The sequence below is a fragment of the Maricaulis sp. D1M11 genome, assembly GCF_047308265.1.
Lineage (GTDB): Bacteria > Pseudomonadota > Alphaproteobacteria > Caulobacterales > Maricaulaceae > Maricaulis.
Genome location: NZ_JBKQWY010000008.1, coordinates 158,964 through 183,671, shown reverse-complemented (window position 1 = coordinate 183,671; position 24,708 = coordinate 158,964). Strand labels below are relative to the sequence as shown.

Below are 24,708 nucleotides of genomic sequence, written 5' to 3'. Positions count from 1 at the left end.
CCTGCCGAATACCTCGCAAAGGCGCGGTGAAAATGACCCTCAGGACTAATCGGCGCATACGGTAATAAAGGCGAACACGGCCCACACGGCAAACAAGACGAACACGGCAAAACAGGGAAGGCGCAGCGATGTACACCGACAGACACGGCATGGATAAACTCGCAGACTTTATCCAGCATGAGATCGAATTTCCGGGCAAGATAGCACGCGGGGAAAAGGGACTCCGGGCTCAGCGCGTGCAGGAATGGCTCTTACTTCACGATCTCAAACTCGTCATTGATGGCGATTTCGGTTCCGCGACCGATCAGGGTGTGCGGGACTTTCAGACGCGAACCAATTTGCCGGTCACGGGTGTCGTGAATGAAGAGACGTGGTCGGTGCTGGTCGCTCCGATGGTGGCCTCCCTCGTGGTTCCGGCCAATCTTCCTGTGGCTTATGGTGGAGCGGTGCGGGCCTTTGCCCGTCAACTCCTCGTCTGGCATCCGCGTGAAGTGGGCGGACAAAATCGGGGTCCGTGGGTGCGGCTCTTCATGGATGGCCAGGATGGCGACGCCTGGGCCTGGTGTGCCGGATTTGTGCGCTTCGTGATGCGTCAGGCCGCCGAGGCACTTGATATGGACATGCCCATCGAAGGCCATGTGGGGTGCGACCAGTTCGCCCAGCAGGCCAAGGCGGCCAATCTGTTTATCCCCGAGGCGGACGTTCAGGCCCATCATCTGGCGGGTGGAGCGCTGTTCCTGAACCGCAAAACCGAGACGGACTGGGTGCATATCGGGCTTGTGATGTCGGCGACCGACGATGTGCTTCGTACGCTGGAAGGCAATACCAATGATGACGGTTCGCGCGAAGGCTATGAGGTTTGCTTGCGAACCCGGGGTTATGCCAACAAGGATTTCATTCGTCTCTAGGTCCGAATCTGGGCCCGAACCTGGGCTCGAAACTGAGACCGAATTCAGGCCCGGCTCTAGGATTGGGGCGGGGTCTGGATCACGGCGCACACCAGACCGAGACGCACAGCGCTGACGATCAAAGATGGGTGCGGTTCCGGGTTCAGACGGGTGTTCGCAGGTCGGGTGAGCGCAGGGCCTGTTTTTGCAGCGCTCCCATTCGCCAGGATGGTTTTTGCAGGGATTGGCGAGACGGGTGGCATAATCGCGACGGGCTCAGCCGCCGGGTCATGCGGGGCAGGTCTGTCTTTGAGGCTTTGAAGTTCTGCCATGTTTAGATCCGACGCCTTGCACTCATACCTCGACGGCCGCTGAAATGGCGGCACGTGTTGCTGACATTACTGTGTGATCAGCGAACAGGGATCTGGAGTGCTCGCATCAGAGCTATGCACGGTTCGCATAAGGTGTAATGCACTCAGGCCTTTTGTGGGATCGCACAGGGAGAGGAACCCCAGCCCTGAGCGCGCTTCATGCGAGCCCGAACCCTGACGCACGCGTCGCGACAGGACACGACTTCGAGCGGAGCGGAAAAAAAAGAGAAAAATGGTGCCGCTAGAGGGAGAAACTTTGAACTCTCTCTTCGAAACGATGGCGGAATGGAACAGGGAGCTGGAAGAGATGAAGGTGGGGACGCTGATTAATCCACCGGAGCCCTCAGAATTCTAAATCATCGGTCCTTGTGAATTCCACGTGATCTACAACGGCTCTGATCGCGGCGATGGCGGAATGCACGTACTCTTCAGTAAAGCCTGTGAGTTTGTTTCCTTCCTTGTCTCGGCCGTTGCGATGAACGCAATCATGGCGCAACTGCATGGCTGGAAACAAAAATTCTCGCTCGTGATCCGACGGGAAGATGTTGATACCCAAGGCTTGACGGTACATGCGCTTGGCGTCTCCCAGTCGGTGATACAAAACAGTACGAAGTTTGCTTACGACAAGGGTGGTTAGCGCGTCAGGATTTTCTACTAGGCTGGCTGCGGTAAGTTTTTCTCCGCCAAGATTGCGATCATTCTTGAGAAGCTGGTCGCGGGCGTCGGAATCGGCGCGGATTTCGTTGATCAGAGTGTCACCTAGGTATGCCTCGAGGCATGCAACGGCCCCGGCGAACACAAGCCGGTTCGTGAACTGCGGGTCATTTCTAGGCCCTTCTGAGCCAACCATGCTGTCTAGGAGTTCCAGGGCCTCTAGCGCGATTGAGTGGGGGTCATCTGCTGGCTCGAATTCTTCTTCCGGCTCGTACATTGGCATATCACCTTGGAAGGCGAATTCATGCGGACCTTCGATGTTGAATTCGGTGCTGCCGGAATAGACCCACACATGCCCAGTGAAGATCGTTTTGCACTGATCGCAGCAAATCTCCGTGACATCATCGACGGTCATTTCGGACATGCGTTCGGCGGAGAAATCCAGCTCAGGCACGCAAATGTCCTGACTGTTTACGTGTTCGCATTGGGGGCAATGCCAGTAAGCGAAGGATGTGAATCTTTGCATGGTCAAAGGCTTTTGAGGTTAGTTTGGAATCTGCTTCCAGGATAACGGTCAGGTGACTGCAACCAAGAGGTAGGTTCGCGTCATCCACAGGAAAGCCCCCGAAGTGGGCCTCATTCCTCCCGCCATAGGTCGCCCGCTCTCACACTGTGAGGGCGGGCTTTTTCGTATTCAATTCAAGGAACCCGTACCCGCCCATGACCGCCAAACGCCCATCCCCGCTTTCGCTGCGCCTGAGCGCAGACGAACGCATGCGCCTGGAGCGTATGGCGGACGGTGAGCCACTGGGTGGTTTCATCAAAGCGCGGCTGTTCGGTGAACGCCGCAAAGCTGCGGCACATCCATCGCGCGGCGAGATTGCCCAAGCGCTGGCACTACTGGGGCGAAGCGGGGTTGGTCCCGCTATTCGCTCAATGGCCAAGGCCATTGAGCAAGGCGCACTCCCACTCGACCCAGAAACCCAAGCCTCTATTCGCGCGGCGTGCGCCGATATTGCCGTGATCAAATCGCTGCTCATGAAGGCGCTCGGCATCAAGGAGCGCTGACCCATGATCTTAGTGGCATCACAGCGCGGCGGGGCAAAGCAACTCGGCCTTCACCTTCTGCGCACGGACGAGAACGAGCATGTGGAAGTGCACGAGATCAGCGGTTTTGTGTCAGAGGGTGTCGTGGAAGCGCTTAAAGAAGCCCAGGCGGTGGCCAAGGGCACGCGCTGCAAGCAGTATCTCTTCTCGGTATCGCTGAACCCACCTGAAACCGAACGCGTCGATATCGATTCCTTTGAAAACGCGCTGTCTCGTATCGAGGAGGCCAACGGCCTGACCGGCCAGCCACGGGTTGTTGTCTTTCATGAGAAGGAAGGTCGCCGGCATTGCCACGCGGTGTGGTCGCGGATCGATGCGCAGACCATGACGGCAAAGCCGCTTCCTTATTTCAAGAACAAGCTGCGGGATCTGGGGCGTGAGCTCTATCTGGAGCACGGCTGGAAGATGCCGCGCGGCTTTATGAATAGCCGTGAGGCGGACCCAAGGAATTTCTCGCTCGCCGAATGGCAGCAAGCCAAGCGGATGGGCCGCAATGCCCGTAACCTCAAAGAAGCGATCCAGGACTGCTGGGCGGTTTCAGACTCGCGGGCTAGCTTTGCGGCGGCGCTTCGAGAGCGCGGCCTCTACCTCGCGCGCGGTGATCGGCGCGGGTTTGTGGCCATTCCGGTCGAAGGCGAACCGCTGGCGATTGCTCGATCAACACGGCAGCGGGCAAATGTCATCGCCGAGCGCCTAGGCGACCCGCAGGACTTGCCGAGCGTGGAAGAAACGAAACGTCAGATCGCGCGTGATCTGGCGCCTGTGGTGCGCGGCTATCTCGAAGAGGCAAAGACGCTGGCACGCCGGGAAGCACGCCCGCTGAATGCTGCGCGCCACAAGCTGGTGGAACGCCATCGCGCAGCCCGCCACGAGCTCAAGGCCCGCCAAATGGAACGCGGCAAGCTCGAAGCGCAAGAACGCGCCGCTCGACTTAGGCGTGGCATCTTGGGCCTGTGGGACAGGCTGACCGGCCGCCACACTCACACCTTGGAGCGCAACGCACAGGAAACTGAGGCCGCCAAACGCCGCGACCTAGCGGAACGCAGACAGGTGATGGAAAGCCAGCTATCAGAGCGCCAGCGCCTGCAAGTGAAAATCCGTGCCATGCGGATGAAGCATTACGAGCTGGAAAGTGCTATCCACCGCGAAGTCTGTGACCTCGAAAAACGCGGTGCCGAACCTCTGCGCGAGACCTTCAATCGCCAAAGCGCGAAGCCAACGCGCCAGCACACTCAAAGCCCAAGCATTGAGCCCTGAACAGGCCCATTCCCTCACCTTGGAATGAGGGTTGCCCCTGCAACCCATGACAGCCAGCCAATAAGGGGGTGAGCGCAGTCAAGGATTAGTGCGGCGGGCGCAGGGCCATCGGCCCGAGCCTCGGGAACCGCACCCTTGATCGGCGCGAGGGGCGGAGCCCTCATTTCATACCTGAGCTGTCAGCGTAGCGGAATGTCTGTTTCGAACCAACTGTGTGAGGCTTGGAGAAGCTGAGAGACGCTGAGGTGTGCTGCCGATCGGAAGCTTCAACAATCTGGAAATCCACAGGCTTAGCGAGTGGGCGGCTTGCCGATGCCGAAGGCTAGCGCATCCTGTTGTCAGATTGGTTTCGATTCGGGCCAGATTGACTCTATATTTCGTGGTGTCAATATTCTTCGGCACTACATCTTGAATGACCGCTTCATCGTTCCCATGTGAGATGAAGGTTAACCATCTGCATAAGCTGAACAACCCGTTGTCGGGGCGTAGGGACGCGAAGGTGCACGGTGAAATTGCGGCTTCGAGCTATCTGTTCGAAGCGGCGCGCGCGCGTTAAATGGAGAATGCGTAATGAACACAACGTTTCAGCCGTCGTTTGGAGCCGACCTGCCGAAAGGGATCAGCAATGCGAGGGCGCTTCCGGACCCAGCGCTTGGAGCGCTTTGGGACTCGATCTTCATCGACGAAAGGTTGAAACGACAATTGCTGTCGCAAGCAATGCTGAACTTTTCAGTGAGGGGTAAAGTCGCGCGCACTGTTATTCCCTTGCACGGCGTCATCTTGCTGACTGGCGAGCCTGGAACGGGCAAGACCTCGCTGGCCCGAGGCCTAGCTCACCGCACGGCCCAGTCATTTTCCCGAGCCAATTTTCGTCTTCTCGAAGTCGAGCCGCATTCGCTTACCAGTTCGGCGATGGGCAAGACGCAGCGCGCGGTGTCTGATTTGTTCTCCCAGTCTATTGCCGAAGCTGCAAGTGGAGGACCAACGATTGTGCTGCTTGATGAAGTCGAAACTCTTGCGGCTGATCGCTCCAAAATGAGCCTCGAGGCTAACCCCATTGACATTCACCGAGCGACGGACGCAGTTCTGGTTCAACTCGACGGGTTGGCGGAGCGGTTCCCCCAGCTTCTCTTTGTTGCGACGAGTAATTTCCCGGATGCCGTCGATAGCGCGTTCACGTCGCGCTGTGATCTCGTTCTGCGCGTTCCGCTGCCCGATCACGCCGCATGCGCGCATATCCTTCGCGATTGTTTGACCGGCTTGGGTCAGACTTATGCTCCCATCGCTTCGCTGGTGTCGAAACCCGGGTTTGATCGATGTGCTGGAGAATGCGTCGGCCTGGATGGCCGCGCAATTCGGAAGATGGTGGCGAATGCTTTGGCTTGCCGCCCTGAAGTAGCGATGGATCCGAGCAAAGTAACGCTTGAAGATATCTACCATGCAGCACAGCAGGCTAAGTTGAACCGTAGCGCAGGGACGAAAGCGAAATGACAACAGTCGTCCGGCGTACTTTTGGCAGCACGCCTCACCGCGATGCCGGTGAAACGTGGCACGCAATCGTCGAACTGCTGACGCAGGGCAAGGCGGGAGTGCAGCGTGATGAACTCCTGAAGGTGCACGGTGTTGCCTCCAGCATCATCGCAGACAAGGCTCCGAAAGACGCTGCCATCGTTGTGACGTGTGATGGACCTCGCACGCGCATCTACTGCGTCTACGACGATACCGCGACGGATGGCTCAGACGCCAACGAAGACCCTCTCGGGTTTGACCCGCTAAACGGCGACTGGCGCGTTTCGCTCCCGTGCGAGGCGGAAGACCTAGCGTGGATTCAGGGGGCGCTCAAAAAGCATAGCGAGCGCATCACCGTCCGCGATAAATCTGAAGCGACGACGGCAAAAGCCAGCGAAAGCGCGGAGGTGGCGGCGGCACTCGTCTTTGATCCGAAAGGGTTTCTCGATCCATGACCACTGTCAGCGTCAATACCTACACCCATTCGGTGACCTATGTCGCCGACAACATGCTTAAGAGCCTCAAAGATATCATCCGTCTGAGTGGACTAGACCCAGCTAACTTTATCGAAGACTGGGAGGTCAATAAACGCGGTATCAAGTGCTGGCTGGAAACGCAGTATCTAATAGGCGTTGAACTGGAGATCTACGACCCAAAGACCGATGCGCTCCTGTTTCGCTGGGATATGGATGTCGTCTATGGCTGGAGCTCAGATGATGGAAACTTCTGGGTCGATACCGATCAGCTGAAATACGCGATCCGAAAAGCGGGACTGGTGCCCAGCCAAGCCAAATACAGCTTGCTACTCCGCACCAAGCCGGGGCGTCCCGATGTGGATGGCTGGCAAAAGTCGACGGGACGATCGACCGCGGGCTTCACGCGGCAATCGCTTGGAACGACCATTGATCATAGCGGGTTGGGCGCAAACACTGCGTACTGGAGGAAGTCAGGATGATTACGGTCGACGAGGCATTCAGAAAATTTAAGAGTCGGCTTGAGCTTAACGACAAGGAACAGAAGAATGCCTCATCTCGTCAGAACGAGGTGCGAGACTACCTGGTCACAAAATTCGCAATCGACCGGAGCTTCTTGACGGGGTCATACAAGCGACACACCAAGACGAAGCCGCTCAAGGACATCGACATCTTCTTCGCCATCAAGGAGTCGGAGAAAAACAAGTTCCGCGAGAAAGCGCCGTCAGTTGTGATTGGTGATTTCTACGATGCTCTGGTCGCGAAGTACGGCTCCAGTGCCATTAGGAAGCAGGGGCGGTCTGTAAATGTCGATTTTGGCGTGATTGTCGATTCAAATGACGACACCGACTATCGCATTCTGAGCGTCGACGTGGTGCCCGCTTTCGCGGCGGGATCGGACTACGAGATTCCAGACACCGACAAGGGCGAATGGATTAAAACGAATCCCGAAACCCATGCGGCAAAAGCGACCACTGCCCACCAGGCCTATTCCAACGAATGGAAGGGCTTGGTCCGTATGGTGAAGTACTGGAACAACCAGCCGCGTCATGGTGAAAAGCCGGTGAAGCCTTCATTTCTCTTGGAAGTGATGGCTCTGGAGTGCCTGTACGGTGGTTGGCAAGGCAATTTTGCCTACGAGTTTCAATCCTTTTTCGCCACACTCGGCGACCGCATCTTCGATACTTGGCCCGACCCTGCCGGCCTTGGCCCAGCTGTCAGTGACGGGATGGACGACACGCGCAAGGAGCGAGCGCGTGTTCTCTTAATGGCGGCCAGCCGCGAAGCGAGTATTGCAATCAATCTCGCCCGCCAAGGCAAGAATGGCGAGGCATTGAAGGCCTGGCGGGCGTTGTTCGGACCCAAGTTCCCGCTTTCCTGACATCCGGGATGATCTCTGCAACCTACGGAATGAAAAATGGCTGATGCGGTTACCGCACGCTGGAATGGCGATAAGTACCAAGCGCGGGTTTTTTGGCAGAGTGCGCTGGAGATGCTCTCGCCGGATTCGGTTGTTGTCGAGGTTTCTTTTGAGGCTGACGCACCAAAATCATTCGATGACGTTGTGGTTCGATATGACCCACCGATCGCTGGCGGCGGCCCTGAACGGGTGACGGTCGCCTACCAGCAAATCAAGTGGCACGTCGCCACCGCTGGGCGGTTTGGCTTTGAGGATTTGGTCAATCCAGACTTCATTGGAGCAACGAGTGTTTCGCTGCTTCAACGTCTCAGGGAAGCTAAAAAGGCGGCACCTAGCGGCGCGCGATTTGATTTTGTCACGACTTATCGTATCCGAGACGGTGACCCCTTAGCATCCGTTCAGTCTGGGACAGATAAATCCATTCTCTTGGAACGTCTTTTCGATGGAACGACGGATCGCAGCCGGATGGGGAAGGTCCGTAAGCTGTGGCGAGAGCATCTTGGTCTTCGTTCCGACGATGAGCTTCAGGCCGTGGTCGCGGGGCTTCGGATATTGGATGGGGCGCGCTCACTCGATCAGTTGCGTGAAGACATCAATATTCGGGCGCAGATCGTAGGAGCGCTGACCTGCTCATCGCAATCTGATTTCCGATATGACGGACTCGCTCAGGCGCTTAAGTCGAGGAAGCTGAACCGCTTCACTCGTGAGACGTTGCATCAGATCCTCCGGGAGGAGGGCATGCTGACCGATATTGCACCAACTCCTCCACCAGGTTTGGCAATCGCAATTCGAACGTTCCAAGGCGTGGCTGCAGACCTCGGCGGCACCTTGCCAGAGAACACTCTCTCGCTGACGGACAGCTTCAATCAGCGCTACCTTATCAACGACCGTTCCTGGCAGGGTGACATCCGCCCTCGCGTGGAAGAGTTCCTGCGAGACGCCGCGCGACGGTCTAGTGGGTTGCGGGTTATTCTCGACGCGCATGCGTCTATCGCATTTCTTTCGGGTGCGGTCTTGGATCTGAAGTCGGGCATTGACACTTCGCTGATCCAGAAGGGCCGAGTGGGGTCAAAGACGTGGCGCGCGGACGACGGTACGGAATTAGATGCCGCTCGACTGAAAAGTGCCACCACGGATTTGGGTTCCGGACGCGATATAGCATTGGCGATCAGCATATCGCAGAGCGTGGAAGCTCAAACTCGGGCCTATATCGACAAGGAGCTCTCTACCGTTGGAACGCTTATCTCATTTGCCTTTCCATCTGGTCCAGGACAGCAGTCGATATTGGGGGGAGGGCACGCAGCGGTCCTTGCTGAGCAAATATCTAACCAAGTTCGCGCCTTGAAGGCAGATGACCCTGATCGTCTGGTCCATATCTTTGCAGCGTGTCCAAACAGCCTACTTTTCTATCTTGGCCAGCAACATCAAGGGATTGCGCCTTGCATCGTCTACGAGTTCGATTTTGATAGAGGTGGGAACCGGAGCTACCAACCGTCTTTCGCGATTGGCTAGTCCGCTATTCGGGCCGAATTTCTCAAGCCTCAGCACTGCGTCGGCAAGCAGGGGCGCGTTTCGAAGTGCAGTAGCCGGGCGGGTTACGGTAAATTGGATAAGGGTGTTTGGCCTGACCGAAGCAAAGCACCGCTCGCTCCGGCCGGCAAGTATCGCGAACTTAATCTCGAGCTAGGTTGAGGCGCGCTTCCATCTCACGAATCTGTATTATCGAAATACCTCTTTGGACAAGGTTGGCAGATGGATCGGCACCATTGGCGGCCGCAAATACGTCCTCCCACATCCAAGCCTTAGGGCGTCCACCTTCGCGGATCGCAACAAGCTCGTTCCCTACCAATGCGTATTGATCGCGCAGAACCTCTCCCGCAAACGCAATTTCGTCTGCCTCTGGAAAACTCGCAATCGCCATATCTAAGGCATGCTGAGCGTCATGGTAGGTGTCGTTCAGTGTGCCCATCGCTCGATCCTCATCGGGATGAAGGCGATCAAAGGTGAGCGCACACAATACTGCGGAAATTTGGTCGCACGCGTTTAGTCCAGCTTCCAGCTTGTCAGCCAGTGGCGTGTCCGCAATGGGGCCATCCAAGTGCCGCTCCCATCTCGATCTAAACTCTGTATCTGGGACCACTGTGTCCATGGTTGGCGCGATTGCCATCGACGTGAAAAACCGGTTTTCGACTTGTGGCACCAATCGGAAGCTCCATTGATCACCGACCACTTCTTTTGCAATGGGCAAACAGGCGTCCACGTACGTCGCCAGCCCTTCAAAACTCCCGACAGAGATCACAATCGCAAGTTCAACTGCCGGCCAATATGGCGCGTTCGCCCTGTCTACAGGACGAGTGATGCAGCGAGCCTGATACCCTACTTTCAACAGTCGCGAGATAAGCTCATCAACAGTGTCGTTTAAGCGCTCTTGTGCTCGTTGCTTCGCCACGAATGCGACGGAGCGCAATTTCCGATTTAGAGCGGCTCTTTTTGTAGTGGCTTGGACCTCGGAAACTTTTTCTTTGTTGAGAGTCAAATGCCAATCGTGGAGCAGCGCCGATAGGTCGCCCAGACGCTCTTCCAGCGCGCGCAGAGCATCTAGCGGTGGATCGGAGTGCGCTCGCCAGATGTCGGATTGCCGTTGCTCTCGACACCTAGAAGCGAGTTCTGCAGCAAATGTAGCTTCCGCTTTCGTGGCTGCATTGAGCTCAATTCTCATTGCTCGGCGCGGTATGTTCTTGAGAATGTCGGTTAGAAGTGGGCCTAACAGGTCTGCATCAACGTCTTGCTCCGCTGGCTTGTTCAAGAGTCCATTGGGCAATCCCACATAATAATAGGCTAAGTTATTGACTTCGTGATCTATAGCGTTGACCTCGTCGGCGACACGATCTGCTACGGGCGAGAGCTTTCCACTGACCCACCGCTCAGTGAAAAGTCGGAATACCTTTTCGGTTCGAACAACAAGGTTGCGGAAGCGCGAGGCATACTCCGTCAACGTGATTGTCTGCGCATGCGATAAAACAAGCTGCCGAAAAGCACGATTCCACGCGACCTGCGCTTTCGACGGCAAATTCTCGCGGGGCATGTTCTTCGACCAGATGTCCATACCGAGCACCAAATAAGGCGAACCATCGGGCCGTACTACGGTACAGGATGCCGCTTCAGCGCGTGGTACAAGCGCAAGCAGCGTCTCGCAGACAGCAGGAATCGACTTTTCCAAGGGGGCTTGGACATGCTCGATAAGTTGAAAGTAATTGGCGTGTATCGTCAGGCCATGTTGTCCGTCTTCCAAGATTTCCGGGATGGAGACCCAGGGTGTCTGGTCGGCGAAACAGGACAAGACGCGTGGCTCACCACCGAATGCGTCAACAATCGTCTGGGCAAGCTTCGATGAGATCGCATAGGCTGTGGCCAGCGTTTCGGATAGGTCGTTTATTGGAATTTCGGTCTTGGCGTTAAGGCTCGGAACGAAGGTTAGCGTTAATGGCTCACCATGCGCGATTGGGACCATGCAAGAGAGCAGTAGGTTCGCCTCGTTAAGTGTGGTGCAAACCGGAGCCTCAATGCCCTCGGAGAACTTATCGAGGCATCGCTGACGCAGATCGTCGATGGGATGGGCGCGGAAATCAGCAATTGCTTGATTGATGGCGTCCAATGCCTCGAAACCGGGCAGGCCCGAAGCGCCACCGCCAGAGAGAACAAAGAGTGAGGCCAAATTCCACTGAGCGCGCTGCACGCCGCGATCTTCCAAGCACGCGATGAATCTTCGCGCAGCTCGATCAGTGGTGACCAACCCAAGCCCGGTGAGTATTCCTGCCCAAAACACAGGGTCATGTGATTTGCTGAGGACAGACGCGGCTTTTGTGAGGTGGAAGGCTTCTTGGTTAGAATTAACGGTCTGAAAAACCCCACGAAGCACGCCAGAAATCGTTTCAGGTGTTAGGCTTTCGACTGCAGCCCAGAGACTTTCATCGCTTCTGAATACAATTTCGTCGTGGCTTGAAGATGCCAAAGCCTGTGATCGAAGTGCATGTAGCCCGCCTAAAACTCCAGGGCTTGCTTCGCGAACAAGGTGTTCATCGAGCAGCCGGCGGAGACAGCGCGCACCGTTCTCCTTGGAAATATTCAAACTTTCGAAGAGCCTGTCGACCCGTACTTCACCGCCATATTGGGTCGCAGTGGACACAGTGCGCACAATAGCCAGTTCTGTGTCACGTTTCTCTTGTTCACGAAGATTGACCTGGTCGGCGATGACTGCGGACAGACGATCACCAGCAGTCAAAATATGAGTGTATTCCAGTGTCAAACCGTCCGAGATTTCAAATGCTTCCCGCCAGTGAGACCATTTCGTCGCTCCGGAGCCATGCAAGCGATTCCAGATGGCCTCCGCGAGTTCCTCAGTCAATTGAACGTCGAACCTTGGAATATCGCCTCTATTGCGTATGAGGGCGTAGTCTTCCTGCCGGACGGCACCCACGATGTAGGTATGGGGCGTCGCCAACACGGCGTCTGCAAGGGCATTCCAAGCATCAAAATTGCGATGCGAGACTTCATCGAAGGCTAAACCAAATGGTCTAGTTTCTGACGGGCGCCGCGCTTTGATGAGACTCATTATTGCGGTGACGCTCGAAGCATCAATTTCTGGACTAACCTCATACCAGGTGATGCGCCCGGACAGGCCCTGAACGGTCAGCCAAAGAAGGGCGGACTTGCCCGCACCAGATGGGCCTGACAATAACAAGCGCCGGTCGGTAAGGAGTGCCCGCTTAGTGACCTCTGAATCCTGCGACCTTCCAACTGCAAGTCCTGCGGCGATGTGGCCAGGCTTGGTTTTGACACCATAATAAAACCCAGGCTCATCAATCGCCTCGTTGAAATCCAAGACATTCAACGTCCCTGAAAGGATAGCCTTTTCGATCGATGTACTGTCAGTGGCAAGCAATCGATTTTGGATTCGAGCCTCGATGTGAGTGACGGAAATGCGGATACGGTCGGCATAGTTTCGCGACGCGTTTGATGCAGCGGTCTCGGCGACTAGCTGATAGAGGTCGTAAAGAATCGCTTCCGACACCATTTCGAGGCAGCCAAGCGCTCCGCTGATCAGCTGTATGGCCTCATCTTCTGGCGCCTGGCACCGATATAATGGGTCATTTGTTCGGCTCTCGAGGTCTTCAAGTTCACCAAGGTTGCGGCCAACAACGTTTTGCTCAAATACCACAACGGAGCGCGCGCCGTTCTCCAGTTGAAGTTTTCTGAGCTTGGCATTGCCTTTTTCCAAGATTGCATCGGCTTCGTTGGATCGAAATGCGCCTTCGAGACGCGACTTTATTTGAACCCACGTAACGCTATCGGAATGCTCCAGAACGCAGTCATCCAGCCCCTCTGGCACCGTATCAGAAGGTGGTAGCTGGCCTAGCCACTGGCGAACGATGAGAAGGACGGTGACGAGGTGTTGGTAGTGAAATCCGCGGGCCGCCCAAGCGCCACGCCGTGATTTCTGCCATTCGTCTTGCAAGTCACTGGTTTTGTTCATACCGAATAGATTGGCACTGCCGCAATCTAAAGGCGAGATGGAAGATCTCTACTTTCCACAAGTAGGCTGCAATTCTCCACAGCGAGAGGGATGCAACGGGAGAGCGCAGCGTCTCCCTTGCCAAGATGCGCGGGTATTACCCCGCGCACATCTTGCGGACGATTTATTTGAGGGCTTATGCCCTCGGCCGTGGGTCATAAAGGGGTCGGCCTGGCTCATATGCATCGCTTAAGCTGTACCTTCGATACGCCCTCACGATGCTTCCAAGATGACCTGATGCCGAATGGTTTTGTTGGCTTGGTTGACGCGGCCTGACAGGAAAACTTCACTGGCACCTCTCGAACGGATGCGCTCGAATGTTTCAGAGCTAGGGAGAAAGCTATGAAGACGCGGCTGATCTATCTTGCAGTGCTGTTGATTACTGGATGCGGTGTTGCTTCCAGCTTCAACGATGCTGAGGCGCAAGACCGCAGTGACTCTATTCAGGTCGCGGCCTGGAACATGGAGCATCTTGCTGCAGATGCCGGAGCGGGTTGCGAGCCTCGCGATGAGGCAGGGTATCGGCTTGTGGCTGATATCGTCGATCAGGTAGATGCCGATGTCTGGCTGGTTCAAGAGGTGGAGAACGAACAAGCGCTCGCTCGCGTGTTCGATCCGGAAAGCTGGACCTTTCATGTCGAAGAGCGACCCAGCACAGGTAATGGCCCAGTTTGTAGAGGTCGAGACGATGGCAATCGCCTGTTGATGCAACGAACGGCAATCGTTGTTCGCGATGGCATCAACCACACGCGCGGGGCCGATCTGGCAGCGTTGGATGTAGGGCAACGCGGATTTCTGCGCCACGGCGTGAACGTCGCGATCGAGCACAACGGTTTGACGCTGCAGCTTATGAGCGTGCACATGAAGTCAGGCTGTTTTTCAGGGGATCAGTCTGACGATTGCCCGACCCTATTCGAGCAAGTTCCCATACTTGAAGCTTGGGCAGACGAACAAAGTCGAGCCGGCCATGCGGTATTGATTGGCGGAGACTTTAACCGCCGTTTGGAACAAGCGGGTGACCGCGTTTGGAATGACATCAATGATGGCGATCCGGTCAATTGGACAGTCGCGGGCGAAGGTATTGGGCCTCAGTGTGATCCGCGTTATCGCGCGTTCATCGATTTTCTAGTCATGAACGAAGCTGCGGCGGCACTGGCCGTCGAGGGGACTTTCACCGAGACGACATTCGAAGAAGGACGCCGTGCTTCTGACCACTGTCCGATTAGTGTCACCCTGCAATAAGGCCCGAGAAGAAAAAGCGGCGCGCCAGGAAGCGCGCCGCCTCTGGAGGCGATAGTCCATCAGAATAGAGCCATCTGATCTTCGGATGGGTCGGTGATGTTGTAGACCTCGCGGGCCATTTTGACCGTTGCGGAGCCCTGGAAGATGGGCTTGTCGGTAACGTGGTTCACCGTCGTCCAGCCGGCCCAGATTTTCAGGCCGGAACCGGAATAGGCGATGCTGATGGAACCAGGGCCACCCGAGCCGCCGAAGATGCCGAGAACCTTCCCCAGAAGTTCGGCCAGGCGTTCATCGGTCACGCCTTCGGCGACTTCCTCGGCATACCAGGAAATGAGCGAGCTGGTTGCTCTCTCAAAGGCCTCACGCTTGTCAGCGCGTGTCAGAGGTTTGGTCATGATCAATACTCCTCTGCCAGCATGATGGTGAGGACGCGGTAGGATCGCGCCGGATCAGCGGGATCTTCGCTACCCGCCGAGCAGGTGTTGTCGGCGTAGTAGTCGATTTTCCAGAAGAGACGCCCGACACGCTCGATGGAGAAGCCGCCGAAATCACGTTCACCGTAAGGATCGTTTCCGTCGGTGAAGTCCGAAAAACGGCGCACCTGCATCCAGGTTGCCAGGATTTGCTCTGGTGTGAGGGAAGTCACACCGCGCGTCATGATGACCATTCCCAGATCCGGCTCGTTTGCACCGAGAAAGACCGGGAGCCCGACGCGGGCGCGAAGCTGATCGTTCAGCTTCGCAATCCGCTCGGAGCGGGAAAGGCGGGGGCTCATTGCCCCGCCTCCGAGGTTGCAGCTTCCGGCTCGAAAAGGTCGGTTTCTGCGCGACGCTCGGCATCTGCCGGCATGAGGAAGAGAACGCCGTCTTTGAGTTCGGTCGGGATGATCGAGAATTTGGCGATCAGGCCCTTGTCGCGTTCGCGGCGTTCGAAGACAGCGCCGATTTCGACGGGGTAGGCCAGGGTCGGTTGACCGTTGCGATCAGTGCCGTTCTTGGCCGAGAAGCACAGCCGATAGACGGGCGGAGACTTCTTGGTCGGGGTTTGGGTTTGATTGGACATGGTGTCCTCCTTTCGATGCTCGGCCGGTGAATTCCGGTCCGATGAAAGGCGGACGGCCGCAGGCGGCGGCATCCCGTCATGGGCCACACGGGCCGCAGACAAGTTCGATAGGAACGCAGGCAAGGCTGGCGCGGGCAGCCCATTGACGGGCCGTCAGGGACATGCCGACGAACTGGGGCAGACTTTCAGCAATGGACAGGAGCTCATTTGGTCAGCCGAATGGAGAGAAACATGGTCAACAAGCAGAGCCAAAGACAGCAAGGTTCTAATGTCCGTACCTAGCCAAAATTTCGGCAGCTCGACATGCGTTAGCATTGCCGTTTGCGCATGCATCGAGCATCGAATCTCGCGTCGAGAGAACTCTGCCTCCCGGTGCACTCCAGGTGACTCCGTACCAACGACGTATGGCTGAACAAGACATTTCAGTGCCGCTTCTGCACTCGGCATCCCAAGCGCCAATACTTTCAATAATACCTTCAAACGATATGACGTCGGAACTTCGATTTCTTTGGTAGTGACATGCGGTGGCGTTTCCGAGGGAGCAAGCGCGAGCATACAGAGAGTTAGCCATCTCGAAACTGGCAGTCACCGCGTAGCCGCGACTGTAATGATTGGCGAGCAAGGCGCATGCCCTCGATTGGCCGCTATTACAGGCTGGCCGGAGTAAGCGAACGCATTGAGAATGATCGTGCTGAGAGTAAAAACCGGCGTGGTGTCCTATCGCTAACAGCGTCTGCGCGTTTGCATTTCCGGCATCGGCGGCTTGCTGCAGGGAGTCCAAGTCGACTTCTTGAACAATGCGGTAAAATGAACGCAACTGCCACTGAGACCATTGTTGTTCAGTGATGTCCTCCCACAAAGGATCTGCTTCTGATGGTTCGTGTTCATCGTTGCCTTGGGTATCGGAAGTTACTAGCCCACCCCTCAAGAGGGCAGGGCTTTGCCCAGGAGCATTTTCCGCATTGCCGCCAGTAACTTCTCCCCCCAATGATCCATCAGTGCCATCGACATTGTCACCCTCAGATTCTTGAGGGTCGATCATGATGGTCGGGTCCGAAACAGGTTCGACAGATTGCTCTCGCGCCACAGGACCATCATCAGCGGCCAAAGGTGCTTCGCCAGGGCTTTCGAATGGCGGAACTAATTCGTCAGCTCCATCTCCAATGTTGCCACCACTTTGACCTACTGAATCCACTTCAGCATCTGTTAGATTTGGACGAGACGTGCGTTCGTTCAGGAAAAATGGAAATAATGTAGCGCTGACAAGGGATGCGCCGACAGCGATAGTCACCAGGTTCGCCGGGAAAGTCGTTACACTGCCAAGCCAAAGCCATATCGAACTACGCCTCTTCCGGCGCGGTTCGCTGTCACTCGACGCTTCTTTGTTATGGTTGGTGTCCTCTGCCGCCGCAGATGCACCTTGAGCGCTAGTGCCTAATTGTTTTGGCGCGCCGTCAATTTCGCTCTTGGGTGTTTGAGCGTGCTGCCCATCATCGTCTGGCGACACTCCTTGGAAAGAGTAACTCTCAAGCACAACGGCATCTGCAAGCTCACCTGCTGCCCTCAAGTGATCAGATGCATCTTGGTAGAAAGCTGTAGCTTGATCCGCATGATTTCGAACCATCCATGCCAGCAATACGGGAAGGTTTTTCAGCCCCCGTTTTTTGCCTCTTTGGTCCACACCAACACTTTTGAATAGCTCTCTTTGAGCCTTTGAAAGACCTTGAGCTGGATCATATTCGGCATAAACGGAACGGATTCCGAACTCTTTGAATATTGGAATGTATTTGGCAGCGATGGTCTTCGCGGGAATGCGCATTGCATCATAGCGATTGCTTTTTAGGCTCTTAAGTGAGTGCTGAAACTCACCGAGCAAGGCCGCGTGCCGAAATATGACATTCGCATGAGTGATAGCAGTTTCACGTTCCACGTCCCGCCCCTCAACGTCTCGCACACCTACAGCTTATCGTTGATTGATTCAAAAATTCAAGCAGATGGATGTGGTGCTGCAGCGTTGACCCACGAAGCTATCTCATGACCAAAGCTAAATTTGGATCTCTTGGTCCATACGCCTGAGATTCTGTCGTAGGTAATGTCGGCGAACCCTTCTTGCTCGCGGTGCAGCTTCCCTCGAATAAAGTATTGTTCACGGATCACATGCCCAGTCTCCCAGTCAGTGTTGATAACTGCAGGGCCGTTCTCGCGGTGAAGCTGCCCGCGGCTGTGCCATAATTCAGTGACTACCCGTTCCGTCTGCATGTCGCGTTCAATTTGGGACGGTCCGTCTTCCCGATGGAGAAGCCCATTTTGAAACCATGCCTCCAGCACGGCTATACCATCTGAATCCGTTACAGTTATTGCTGGGCCATCGTTTCGATGCAGGAGCCCATCTATCAGCCACTCTTCCCGCCGCCGCTGGATTATGTCGTGGCCATATTTGTTGGGAATGCTTTCGACGTAAGCCGGCCCGCCTTCGCGGTGCGACTTTCCGCGTTGACACCATTTTTCCAAGTACACGTGCCCTGTCGCAACAGATCGAACCAGCAATGCGGGCCCGTCGTCTCGGTCGAGCTGCCCAAACCGTCGCCATTCTTGTCGCCGGGCAGAAGGGTAAATGGAATCTGCCCCCTCAAAGCTTGTATTCACAATTCGCTTTATTCTATTTCCTAAAAACATTCAGTCTTTTAACATAACATATATATAGAGTCAATATAGAAATCTCTTTGCCTCTACAGATCGAACATTAGTTAAAATATAGAATTCTGGGAACAAGCAGGAACTTTGCGGGCACAAACGTTTCTTTCCGCATAGCAACAGATCCCCTTTGTGCGCGCCCAAATGTGCCGAATTTTATCTTCCGACATGTCTTCGTTCCCTGAGAACGGTCGACCGTTTCTCCACCTTTGGAGAAACTAATGGAAGTACAGATTAAGAGCATTGAGCCGGTCGTGTTGGCTTCAAATGAGGAGCTTTTGACTCCAGAATATTTCTGGGCCTTGGCTCGCAAAATTGATGCGCTTGGGCTCTCGCGCCTGGGAACGACATCGTGGCTAGACGAGAGATTGTTCTGCTGGCCCGGTGAAATTCTCAACGCGGACGGAACAGTGTTCCAACTGCATGAAGACATCATCGATGACGCATATGGATGGGAGGAGAGCTTTAGCTGGAACAGCAACGTGAAGAAGATTGCTGATAGCGGGCCAAAGCGCCGCCCGAACACCAGGCTGCTTCTGCGGTTCCAGCTCTGGGATGCTGCGTTCAAGATTGATGCGGATCCGATCATTCTGCCAGATTGAAAGTGACGTCTGATCGAAAGATAGAAAGGCCGCACCCGATGGTGCGGCCTTTTTTCCTTTGGCGAGTAGCGCGACAGCCTACATGTCCGGTCCGTCGCGACGTTGCTGACGGTTCGCAGCAGACCGTGAGTGCGAGACCCGCCCGTCCGGGGTGATGCCTAGCACCTCGCGTTTAATGGTGTTGTCGCGGGCAACGGCAAGTCGATCTCGCCGTGCCTTGATGCGGGCGGCGATATTGATGGCGGCCTGACGTTCGATGTCGGCCTTGGTGCGCCGAGTGCCGTCCGGCCGGAGTTCGGGACGCGGCGCTTGTTTGGACAGCTTTGCGACTTCCTTGCCGATCCAGCTTTGGCGGTTTTTGCGCTGGTGGAGGATCAGCTTGGCGGCGATATGGGCATGGCGGGCCTCTATGGCACGCATTTGGGCGATGCGGGCCTTATCGCCTGCGATGATCGACCAGGCTGAGCCACGTTTGGCACCGGAGCGATTGTTGAAGCCGGCCGCGATAGGTGGGGTATCATCAAGTGGCATACTTCCCTCCTGCCGGAGCTAGTCGATGAAGAAGTGATTGCGAAGGGTGACCGGCGGGCAATGGGTTGCCCAGCCGGGTTCCCAAGTTCCGCGCGGGCCAAGATAGGTGCAGACGGACGCCGAAGCGTCCGCCTGCGAGATCAAGACATAGGGTGCGATCGGCAGGGCGATCAGGAAGATAAAAAGCGCAATCCAGCGGATATCCAGAATGAGCTTCAGAATCTGAAGAAGAAGTACGGCGATCTGGAGCTTGCCTGTCGCCGCCTTCGACTCCTCATTCGTGTTCTTGCGTCTAGCCATGACGAACTCCCGCTTTAGAGGCGGAGCCGCGTTCGGCCTTTCAGGCGCTTGCCATGCAGGGGGTTGATCCCGACATAGCCTCGGCGGTTCCACGGTGAGACTTCGTGGTAACCAACTTTCTCAACGAGTGCGGGAGCTTTGCCGTGCGCGAATAGGAGGCAATCGCCAAGCTGGCGGATTTCGTCAGGAAGCAGGAGCGGTCTGCCCGTCTCGCCAGTGGAACGGCGCGGCTTTTGGCCGCCCATCGCGTAATTGTCGGTGATGACCGTGGCATTGCCGAGCCTGCGGCTGAGCAGGTCCAGGGTGGCAGGGCTGCGTGAGGCGAAGAATTGCTGGATCTCCGTCTGGGAGAGGAGAATTTCGAGCGCTTCGCGCCCGTAGACCCGCTTAAAGTCCTCCAATTCCTGGATGATCACGTGAAAGCGCATTCCGAAGCCGCGTGCTTCCATCATGGATTGAGGCAAACCATCCACGCGGAAATTCGATGCTTCATCTAGCAGGAATGTCGTTGGATTCTTCTGCATGCGGCAGCGCTTAATCTCAAGCATGGCACACCACGCCACCAGTCCGACCCAAGGTTCGAACACCTTCGAACGCGTGGCGTCGCCGATGATGAAGACTGTGGCCGGCGCGGTTTTCAGGTCGCGGAAGCGGAAGGTACTGCGCGAAACACAGTCGGCGATACGGCCACTGGCAGAGAAGATTGCCAGCGATTGGACAGCGCCCTCGCGGAAGCTTTCGATCTGGCGCGTGTCGCCATTATTTAGTTTTTCTAGAAAATCATTTGCGCGATCAGCGAGTTCGCCGCTCAGCACGTCCGACACGCTGGCTGCATAGAGGGATTCACGCAGTCGGTCAGGATCGCGCAGGAGGCGCAAGCAGCCCGATAAGGTTGCGTTTTCCCCTTTATCGATCACCTCCCAAAGCATGGCGAAGGTAATCAGATTGCGCGAACCTTCGCGGAAGAATGAGTTGTCCGTCTTGGTGGCGGGTTCGGGGTGGAGCTGATGCGCCATGCCCATGGCATCGGCGACCATGTCGGCGGGTGAGTGCGTCCAGTCATCATGCAGGATACAGAGCGGGTTGTAGGCATCAGGTTCGCCCAGGACATCGATATTGGTGCCTGAGGGGTTGAGGCAATATACGGGCTGGCCCATGCGCTCGCGTGCACGCTTGGTCATGGGCGCCAGCTCGCATTTAAGGTCGCTGACGACCATCGCACCTTTGATGGACAGGAGTTGGGGCACGACCACTGAGATTGTCTTGCCGGCCCCTGCAGGGGCGACCGTCAGGGCATTGGCCTCGTACTCGATGAAAAGGGGTTTGCCGTTCAGCGCCCCCCAGAAAGGGCCACTGCGGCATCTTCGGAGGCCTGCGAAGTCCGCCAGCGATGCCCAGCGCGCTGAGCCATGGCGGGTTGAGGGCGTATTGGCGATGGCTTCGCGGATCTTGCGAATAGCAAATTCAAGAAGCGAGCGGAGGATGGCAATGGGCGCGGACAGGGTGCAGATCAGCGCCAGGGTCGGCATCCAGAAAAGCTCGGTTTCAAACAGGACGTAAGTGGCAGACAGGCCCCAGGCGAAGATCGCCGAAAAGGCGATGAGTGAGACGGGGCCAAGCGGGGTGCGCCCGCTGCCCGGACTGAAGTTGGTGGACATGATGTTCTCCCAATAAGAAAGACGGGCACGGTAGGCCGCGCCCGTCTTGAGTTCGGGAGGGATGGAGGGGCGCTATTCGCGGAGAAGCGACAGCGGTTCGATGGCGACCCAGGCCGGATTTTCCGCACCGTTGCCGGTCACAGCGTTCTGGCCTGTGCCGCCATTACCGGCATCGGCCGGAATACGCAGCGGGCGGGTGTAGGTTTCACCGCCGATGGTGATGCGCAGCTCGGCTTGCGCCCCACCGCTGGAGCGGCCACCATAGAAGTTCACCCAGATGCGCAGAGCCGAGAGGTCAACCGGACCATCAATCACGATCTGCTCTTGTGCGCGACGGTCTTCACTGCCCATACGGAAATCCCGGAAGAAGCGGCCCTGCGGTGTGGAATTGCGCCCGTAGTAGAGGATCTGGGCGTCATCGTGCGGACGTGCATAGACGTCGAGGTCGCACGAGGAACACGGCCAATAGAGACCGATTTCCACGCGATCATTGACCATGGACGGACCGACATAGAAGCGGCGGCCGGTTTCCATGTCGCGCCCACTGGCGATCGGACCCATTTCAGAGGCGAAGATGAGCATTTCCATCTTATCTGTCTCTTCCAGGATGAAACCGCGATCCGGTGCAGGGGCTTGGGCTGCAACGCTGGCGAAGCCGCTTTCGGCATCGTTGGAGAAGCTCACGAGGTCTGCACCGAAGGCTTCGACTAGAAGAGCGGTGAAGCGCTCAACCGCGAAGGCATGGCGATCATTGAGTGCCCAGCCCGGATCAAGGGCGATGAAGTGGACACGAACGCCGGCCAGACGGTCGCCCATGCCATCTGCGCCGAAGGGGCTGGAGCCACGCGTGCCCTGGATCAGCCCATCGCCCGGAACGCGCCCCTCACGCATGGACACACCCGGTTCGCGCGGCATGTCGTAAAGGGGCGAGCCGATGATGATGAGGTCATGGCCTTCACTCAGCGAGCGGGCCTCGCCGAGATAGCGCAGGAGGCCGGGCAGGTTGATCGGGCGTTGGACCTCGTTTGCGGTGCGAGCGTGATCGGGCTCAAGACGCAGGATCCGGGCGGCGGCCTGACGGTTCACCGCGATCTTGGCGCGCGGGTTTTGGTAGGCGCGGCCTTCGGGCACAGTGAAGGTCGCAACCGGCGTCAGGTCATAGGCATCGATCACCTCGGCCGATTGGCCAGGTTCGACATTGCCGGCAAGGAAGAGCAAGACGGCTTCGCCTTGTTCCTGGCGCTCAGCCTCACTGGTTTGGGAAGAGATGGCGATGGTGAGGTTTTGAGCCTCGCTGGGCGTCAGCGGCAGCCAGCAGAGGGCGAGAACCGTGACGAAGACAGACACGAAGAATTTCATGACGTTCGTTCCTTTCGGATCAGGAGAATTGGAAGCGGCGCGGGTCATCAGTTGTCACCGAAGCGACGGCGGCGCTGCAGGTACTCGGCGATGTCCGCGTTGATGGTGGCTTCACGACGTCCCATCAGGGCGGTGAAGGCACCCTTTGCCTTGCTGAGGCGCTCGAACGCGGTTTGGCGTTCCTTGCCCAGCACGGTCTGGCGTTCGCGAAGCTCCACATATTCGGTGTTCCGCACCCACCAGTTCGGCGAGTATTTGCCGGCGATGTGCTCGGCGATCAGGAAGAGCGAAGAGCCCACCATGATCTCAGCCACGATTTGCAGCCAGACGAAGAGGGTGTCTGCGAGGCCGGAGCCTTCGAAGTCGAGATCAAGGCCACCCGTGCCGTGGAAGAGGTCCGCAAAGAGCCAGCTCCAGGCAATGACGGTGATCAGCGTCAGCGCGTAGATGCCCATGCGGTAGAAGTTGCGCATGCGCCACGTGCGAAAAGCGTGGCCGAAGCAATGGATGGCAAGAGCGGCGGCCGGCGCGAGCATGGCGAACAGCCATGCGAAGAGCGGGTTGAGGGTGAAAATGGGTAGGCCCGACCCAACGAGATTGCCCTGAATGTTCGCCGCCCCGGCACCGAGCATCACAACGCTCAGAACCAGCGTTGCAACGGTCAGGCCCTGGTCGAGAAAGCTCCAGTCCTTAAACGGGACCTCAGCATCATCGTCCCGATCACGCTTGCCCGATTTGCGGGCAACGCGTTGCCATTCGGGCGTGGCGGCTGCATCGCGGCAGACATTGCGATACTCGGTATCGATACGGTCCGCTTCGGATTGGGCCGCTTCGTATTCCACGGTGCGGCTTTCAAGCTCATCGCCGTGATCCGCGTTGAAGCGGTCCTGGGCGTTCTTGATGACCAGTTCTTTGCCGTCATCAAGATCGAGGCCGCTATTGGCGATCTTGGCGATGAAGTCGGTGTCGGGCTTTTGAGCGCCGACAGCACCACGCGGCGGCTTGGCGTCGCCGCGCTCATCAGTTGGCGTGCCAGACGCCGATTGGATCGGATTGATGGTGTCTGTCATGGACAAACCTCCTTGGTTGCAAGGCCGTCCTGTCCAAGAGCGGACAGATCCGGTTTTGCGACGCTAGGAGGTCGTCAGGGGCGCATCGGGAGGTTTGGGGGGCGGAGCAGTCTTACCCACAGAATATAGTCGGCATCCGCCTACATTGCTTTGATGTGGGGGAGGTGCTGGTGCCATGCTTTTGGGCATGGAGCGAATTCAAATCACAAAGGACATTGTTGACGAGCTTAATCGCCTGCAGGAGCAAAGCGGCGTTGGGCCTGGGGCACTATTGCGCGGACAGAAGGATACGCCGCCCGGGCTGAACTCGGGGACGATATTCGGTTGGAAGCGACACACGGTCAAAACCGCCAAACGAAACCAGTTGGAGTGGGTGATGAAACGCTGGCGCGAAGTGACGCCCGTCGTACCCATGACGCCAAAGCTGATCAAAGAGATCGAGGATCATTTAAAGCGAACCGGCATCGCACCACGTGCACTCATTGCCCGCATCGATCCGCCACTGGACAAGTTGCGCTCCGAGTTGGTCACGCGCTGGGTCAAGGGGACGACAAAGACGGCGCGCCAGGACCATCTGGATGCTGTGCTGAATGAGCTTCGGGCCGCGCCGGATGCGCTCCCGCGAGAGAAGCGTGCCTACATTGGGCGAGACAAGTTTCAGCGGCGGTTGGACTTTGATGACACGTTGCGCATTGCGTTAGAGACAGAAAGAGAGCGTACGGGCATCCAAGCCTCTGAGATGCTTAAATACTTCTACCGAGGCAAGGTGCCGGACGGGCTGAATGCGGGAATGATATCGTCCTGGATCAACGCCTCCCCCAGAACTGTCCCTGCTGATCTCTATGAATGGACGCTTGCGGCTTGGCGGGCGCTTCCAGACCGCGAAGAATAGATAAAATACAAACTAAATTGTATGTTTCGGCAATATAGTTTTAAAGTT

The 24,708-nt window shown here is 56.8% G+C and carries 23 protein-coding genes; 11 read left to right on the top strand and 12 right to left on the bottom strand.

Translation table 11 applies throughout. From position 1 onward, the window contains the following. Positions 1-149: 149 nt before the first annotated feature. On the top strand, positions 150-908 hold the full coding sequence (locus RMQ97_RS13410; protein ID WP_413661401.1) for a peptidoglycan-binding domain-containing protein: 759 nt from the start codon (positions 150-152) through the stop codon (positions 906-908). A 693-nt stretch (positions 909-1,601) separates the two neighbouring features. Here RMQ97_RS13410 and RMQ97_RS13405 read toward each other — a convergent pair. Further along, complete coding sequence (locus RMQ97_RS13405; protein ID WP_413661400.1) at positions 1,602-2,366, bottom strand: hypothetical protein; 765 nt, start codon at positions 2,364-2,366, stop codon at positions 1,602-1,604. A 266-nt stretch (positions 2,367-2,632) separates the two neighbouring features. Between RMQ97_RS13405 and RMQ97_RS13400 the strand changes: the two genes are divergently transcribed. From RMQ97_RS13400 to RMQ97_RS13370, 7 genes are all read left to right on the top strand, one after another. After that, complete coding sequence (locus RMQ97_RS13400) at positions 2,633-2,980, top strand: hypothetical protein (protein WP_413661399.1); 348 nt, start codon at positions 2,633-2,635, stop codon at positions 2,978-2,980. Positions 2,981-2,983: 3 nt separating this feature from the next. After that, positions 2,984-4,276, top strand: coding sequence for a relaxase/mobilization nuclease domain-containing protein (locus tag RMQ97_RS13395; protein ID WP_413661398.1), 1,293 nt, complete (start codon positions 2,984-2,986; stop codon positions 4,274-4,276). A gap of 570 nt (positions 4,277-4,846) precedes the next feature. After that, positions 4,847-5,767 (top strand): AAA family ATPase, encoded by a 921-nt coding sequence (locus tag RMQ97_RS13390; RefSeq protein ID WP_413661397.1) that lies wholly within the window; start codon positions 4,847-4,849, stop codon positions 5,765-5,767. After that, positions 5,764-6,240, top strand: coding sequence for a hypothetical protein (locus tag RMQ97_RS13385; protein WP_413661396.1), 477 nt, complete (start codon positions 5,764-5,766; stop codon positions 6,238-6,240). Before RMQ97_RS13390 ends, RMQ97_RS13385 begins: the two co-directional genes overlap by 4 nt. Next, a complete protein-coding gene (locus RMQ97_RS13380) occupies positions 6,237-6,740 on the top strand; it encodes an HORMA domain containing protein (RefSeq protein WP_413661395.1) in 504 nt (167 codons plus the stop codon). Before RMQ97_RS13385 ends, RMQ97_RS13380 begins: the two co-directional genes overlap by 4 nt. Then, positions 6,737-7,639, top strand: a complete 903-nt coding sequence (locus RMQ97_RS13375) for a CBASS oligonucleotide cyclase (protein WP_413661394.1) — start codon at positions 6,737-6,739, stop codon at positions 7,637-7,639. The genes RMQ97_RS13380 and RMQ97_RS13375 overlap by 4 nt, the downstream gene beginning before the upstream one ends. A 36-nt stretch (positions 7,640-7,675) precedes the next feature. Further along, a complete protein-coding gene (locus RMQ97_RS13370) occupies positions 7,676-9,190 on the top strand; it encodes an SAVED domain-containing protein (RefSeq protein ID WP_413661393.1) in 1,515 nt (504 codons plus the stop codon). Between the two features lie 160 nt (positions 9,191-9,350). Here the strand turns inward: RMQ97_RS13370 and RMQ97_RS13365 are convergent, their stop codons facing one another. Further along, the gene (locus RMQ97_RS13365) at positions 9,351-13,211 is read right to left on the bottom strand and encodes a hypothetical protein (RefSeq protein WP_413661392.1); all 3,861 of its coding nucleotides are present in this window, start codon (positions 13,209-13,211) and stop codon (positions 9,351-9,353) included. Between the two features lie 381 nt (positions 13,212-13,592). Here RMQ97_RS13365 and RMQ97_RS13360 point away from each other — a divergent pair, with 381 nt between their 5' ends. Next, positions 13,593-14,492: an endonuclease/exonuclease/phosphatase family protein gene (locus tag RMQ97_RS13360; RefSeq protein ID WP_413661391.1), complete on the top strand. Its 900-nt coding sequence runs from the start codon at positions 13,593-13,595 to the stop codon at positions 14,490-14,492. Positions 14,493-14,551: 59 nt separating this feature from the next. Here the strand turns inward: RMQ97_RS13360 and RMQ97_RS13355 are convergent, their stop codons facing one another. The 5 genes from RMQ97_RS13355 to RMQ97_RS13335 all read right to left on the bottom strand — a co-directional run bounded on the left by RMQ97_RS13355 (position 14,552) and on the right by RMQ97_RS13335 (position 18,071). Then, on the bottom strand, positions 14,552-14,887 hold the full coding sequence (locus tag RMQ97_RS13355) for a hypothetical protein (protein ID WP_413661390.1): 336 nt from the start codon (positions 14,885-14,887) through the stop codon (positions 14,552-14,554). 2 nt (positions 14,888-14,889) lie between these two features. After that, on the bottom strand, positions 14,890-15,267 hold the full coding sequence (locus RMQ97_RS13350; protein ID WP_413661389.1) for a DUF3768 domain-containing protein: 378 nt from the start codon (positions 15,265-15,267) through the stop codon (positions 14,890-14,892). Continuing rightward, on the bottom strand, positions 15,264-15,554 hold the full coding sequence (locus RMQ97_RS13345) for a hypothetical protein (protein WP_413661388.1): 291 nt from the start codon (positions 15,552-15,554) through the stop codon (positions 15,264-15,266). Before RMQ97_RS13345 ends, RMQ97_RS13350 begins: the two co-directional genes overlap by 4 nt. A 265-nt stretch (positions 15,555-15,819) precedes the next feature. Continuing rightward, positions 15,820-17,484, bottom strand: a complete 1,665-nt coding sequence (locus RMQ97_RS13340; RefSeq protein ID WP_413661387.1) for a tetratricopeptide repeat protein — start codon at positions 17,482-17,484, stop codon at positions 15,820-15,822. 56 nt (positions 17,485-17,540) lie between these two features. Next, on the bottom strand, positions 17,541-18,071 hold the full coding sequence (locus tag RMQ97_RS13335) for a hypothetical protein (RefSeq protein WP_413661386.1): 531 nt from the start codon (positions 18,069-18,071) through the stop codon (positions 17,541-17,543). A gap of 398 nt (positions 18,072-18,469) precedes the next feature. Here RMQ97_RS13335 and RMQ97_RS13330 point away from each other — a divergent pair, with 398 nt between their 5' ends. Beyond that, on the top strand, positions 18,470-18,850 hold the full coding sequence (locus tag RMQ97_RS13330; protein WP_413661385.1) for a hypothetical protein: 381 nt from the start codon (positions 18,470-18,472) through the stop codon (positions 18,848-18,850). A 78-nt stretch (positions 18,851-18,928) separates the two neighbouring features. Here RMQ97_RS13330 and RMQ97_RS13325 read toward each other — a convergent pair whose 3' ends face one another. The 5 genes from RMQ97_RS13325 to RMQ97_RS13305 form a co-directional block, all read right to left on the bottom strand. Beyond that, entirely contained in the window at positions 18,929-19,381 is a 453-nt protein-coding gene (locus tag RMQ97_RS13325; RefSeq protein WP_413661384.1) for a hypothetical protein, read from the bottom strand. 18 nt (positions 19,382-19,399) lie between these two features. Beyond that, a complete protein-coding gene (locus tag RMQ97_RS13320; RefSeq protein ID WP_413661383.1) occupies positions 19,400-19,681 on the bottom strand; it encodes a hypothetical protein in 282 nt (93 codons plus the stop codon). 14 nt (positions 19,682-19,695) lie between these two features. Next, the gene (locus RMQ97_RS13315; protein WP_413661382.1) at positions 19,696-21,339 is read right to left on the bottom strand and encodes a type IV secretory system conjugative DNA transfer family protein; all 1,644 of its coding nucleotides are present in this window, start codon (positions 21,337-21,339) and stop codon (positions 19,696-19,698) included. A 72-nt stretch (positions 21,340-21,411) separates the two neighbouring features. Beyond that, positions 21,412-22,746, bottom strand: coding sequence for a hypothetical protein (locus tag RMQ97_RS13310; protein ID WP_413661381.1), 1,335 nt, complete (start codon positions 22,744-22,746; stop codon positions 21,412-21,414). Further along, a complete protein-coding gene (locus tag RMQ97_RS13305) occupies positions 22,746-23,768 on the bottom strand; it encodes a hypothetical protein (protein WP_413661380.1) in 1,023 nt (340 codons plus the stop codon). Before RMQ97_RS13305 ends, RMQ97_RS13310 begins: the two co-directional genes overlap by 1 nt. A 175-nt stretch (positions 23,769-23,943) precedes the next feature. Between RMQ97_RS13305 and RMQ97_RS13300 the strand changes: the two genes are divergently transcribed. Continuing rightward, complete coding sequence (locus RMQ97_RS13300; RefSeq protein ID WP_413661379.1) at positions 23,944-24,660, top strand: hypothetical protein; 717 nt, start codon at positions 23,944-23,946, stop codon at positions 24,658-24,660. The last annotated feature ends 48 nt before the right edge of the window (positions 24,661-24,708 follow it).

Bases quoted from the DNA above. Each gene is read 5' to 3' on its own strand.
- RMQ97_RS13310 (WP_413661381.1), bottom strand. From the start codon at position 22,746: ATGACCCGCGCCGCTTCCAATTCTCCTGATCCGAAAGGAACGAACGTC.
- RMQ97_RS13400 (WP_413661399.1), top strand. From the start codon at position 2,633: ATGACCGCCAAACGCCCATCCCCGCTTTCGCTGCGCCTGAGCGCAGAC.
- RMQ97_RS13370 (WP_413661393.1), top strand. From the start codon at position 7,676: ATGGCTGATGCGGTTACCGCACGCTGGAATGGCGATAAGTACCAAGCG.
- RMQ97_RS13375 (WP_413661394.1), top strand. From the start codon at position 6,737: ATGATTACGGTCGACGAGGCATTCAGAAAATTTAAGAGTCGGCTTGAG.
- RMQ97_RS13380 (WP_413661395.1), top strand. From the start codon at position 6,237: ATGACCACTGTCAGCGTCAATACCTACACCCATTCGGTGACCTATGTC.
- RMQ97_RS13395 (WP_413661398.1), top strand. From the start codon at position 2,984: ATGATCTTAGTGGCATCACAGCGCGGCGGGGCAAAGCAACTCGGCCTT.
- RMQ97_RS13345 (WP_413661388.1), bottom strand. From the start codon at position 15,554: ATGTCCAATCAAACCCAAACCCCGACCAAGAAGTCTCCGCCCGTCTAT.
- RMQ97_RS13300 (WP_413661379.1), top strand. From the start codon at position 23,944: ATGCTTTTGGGCATGGAGCGAATTCAAATCACAAAGGACATTGTTGAC.
- RMQ97_RS13315 (WP_413661382.1), bottom strand. From the start codon at position 21,339: ATGTCCACCAACTTCAGTCCGGGCAGCGGGCGCACCCCGCTTGGCCCC.
- RMQ97_RS13325 (WP_413661384.1), bottom strand. From the start codon at position 19,381: ATGCCACTTGATGATACCCCACCTATCGCGGCCGGCTTCAACAATCGC.
- RMQ97_RS13390 (WP_413661397.1), top strand. From the start codon at position 4,847: ATGAACACAACGTTTCAGCCGTCGTTTGGAGCCGACCTGCCGAAAGGG.
- RMQ97_RS13360 (WP_413661391.1), top strand. From the start codon at position 13,593: ATGAAGACGCGGCTGATCTATCTTGCAGTGCTGTTGATTACTGGATGC.
- RMQ97_RS13410 (WP_413661401.1), top strand. From the start codon at position 150: ATGGATAAACTCGCAGACTTTATCCAGCATGAGATCGAATTTCCGGGC.
- RMQ97_RS13320 (WP_413661383.1), bottom strand. From the start codon at position 19,681: ATGGCTAGACGCAAGAACACGAATGAGGAGTCGAAGGCGGCGACAGGC.
- RMQ97_RS13330 (WP_413661385.1), top strand. From the start codon at position 18,470: ATGGAAGTACAGATTAAGAGCATTGAGCCGGTCGTGTTGGCTTCAAAT.
- RMQ97_RS13350 (WP_413661389.1), bottom strand. From the start codon at position 15,267: ATGAGCCCCCGCCTTTCCCGCTCCGAGCGGATTGCGAAGCTGAACGAT.
- RMQ97_RS13385 (WP_413661396.1), top strand. From the start codon at position 5,764: ATGACAACAGTCGTCCGGCGTACTTTTGGCAGCACGCCTCACCGCGAT.
- RMQ97_RS13365 (WP_413661392.1), bottom strand. From the start codon at position 13,211: ATGAACAAAACCAGTGACTTGCAAGACGAATGGCAGAAATCACGGCGT.
- RMQ97_RS13305 (WP_413661380.1), bottom strand. From the start codon at position 23,768: ATGACAGACACCATCAATCCGATCCAATCGGCGTCTGGCACGCCAACT.
- RMQ97_RS13355 (WP_413661390.1), bottom strand. From the start codon at position 14,887: ATGACCAAACCTCTGACACGCGCTGACAAGCGTGAGGCCTTTGAGAGA.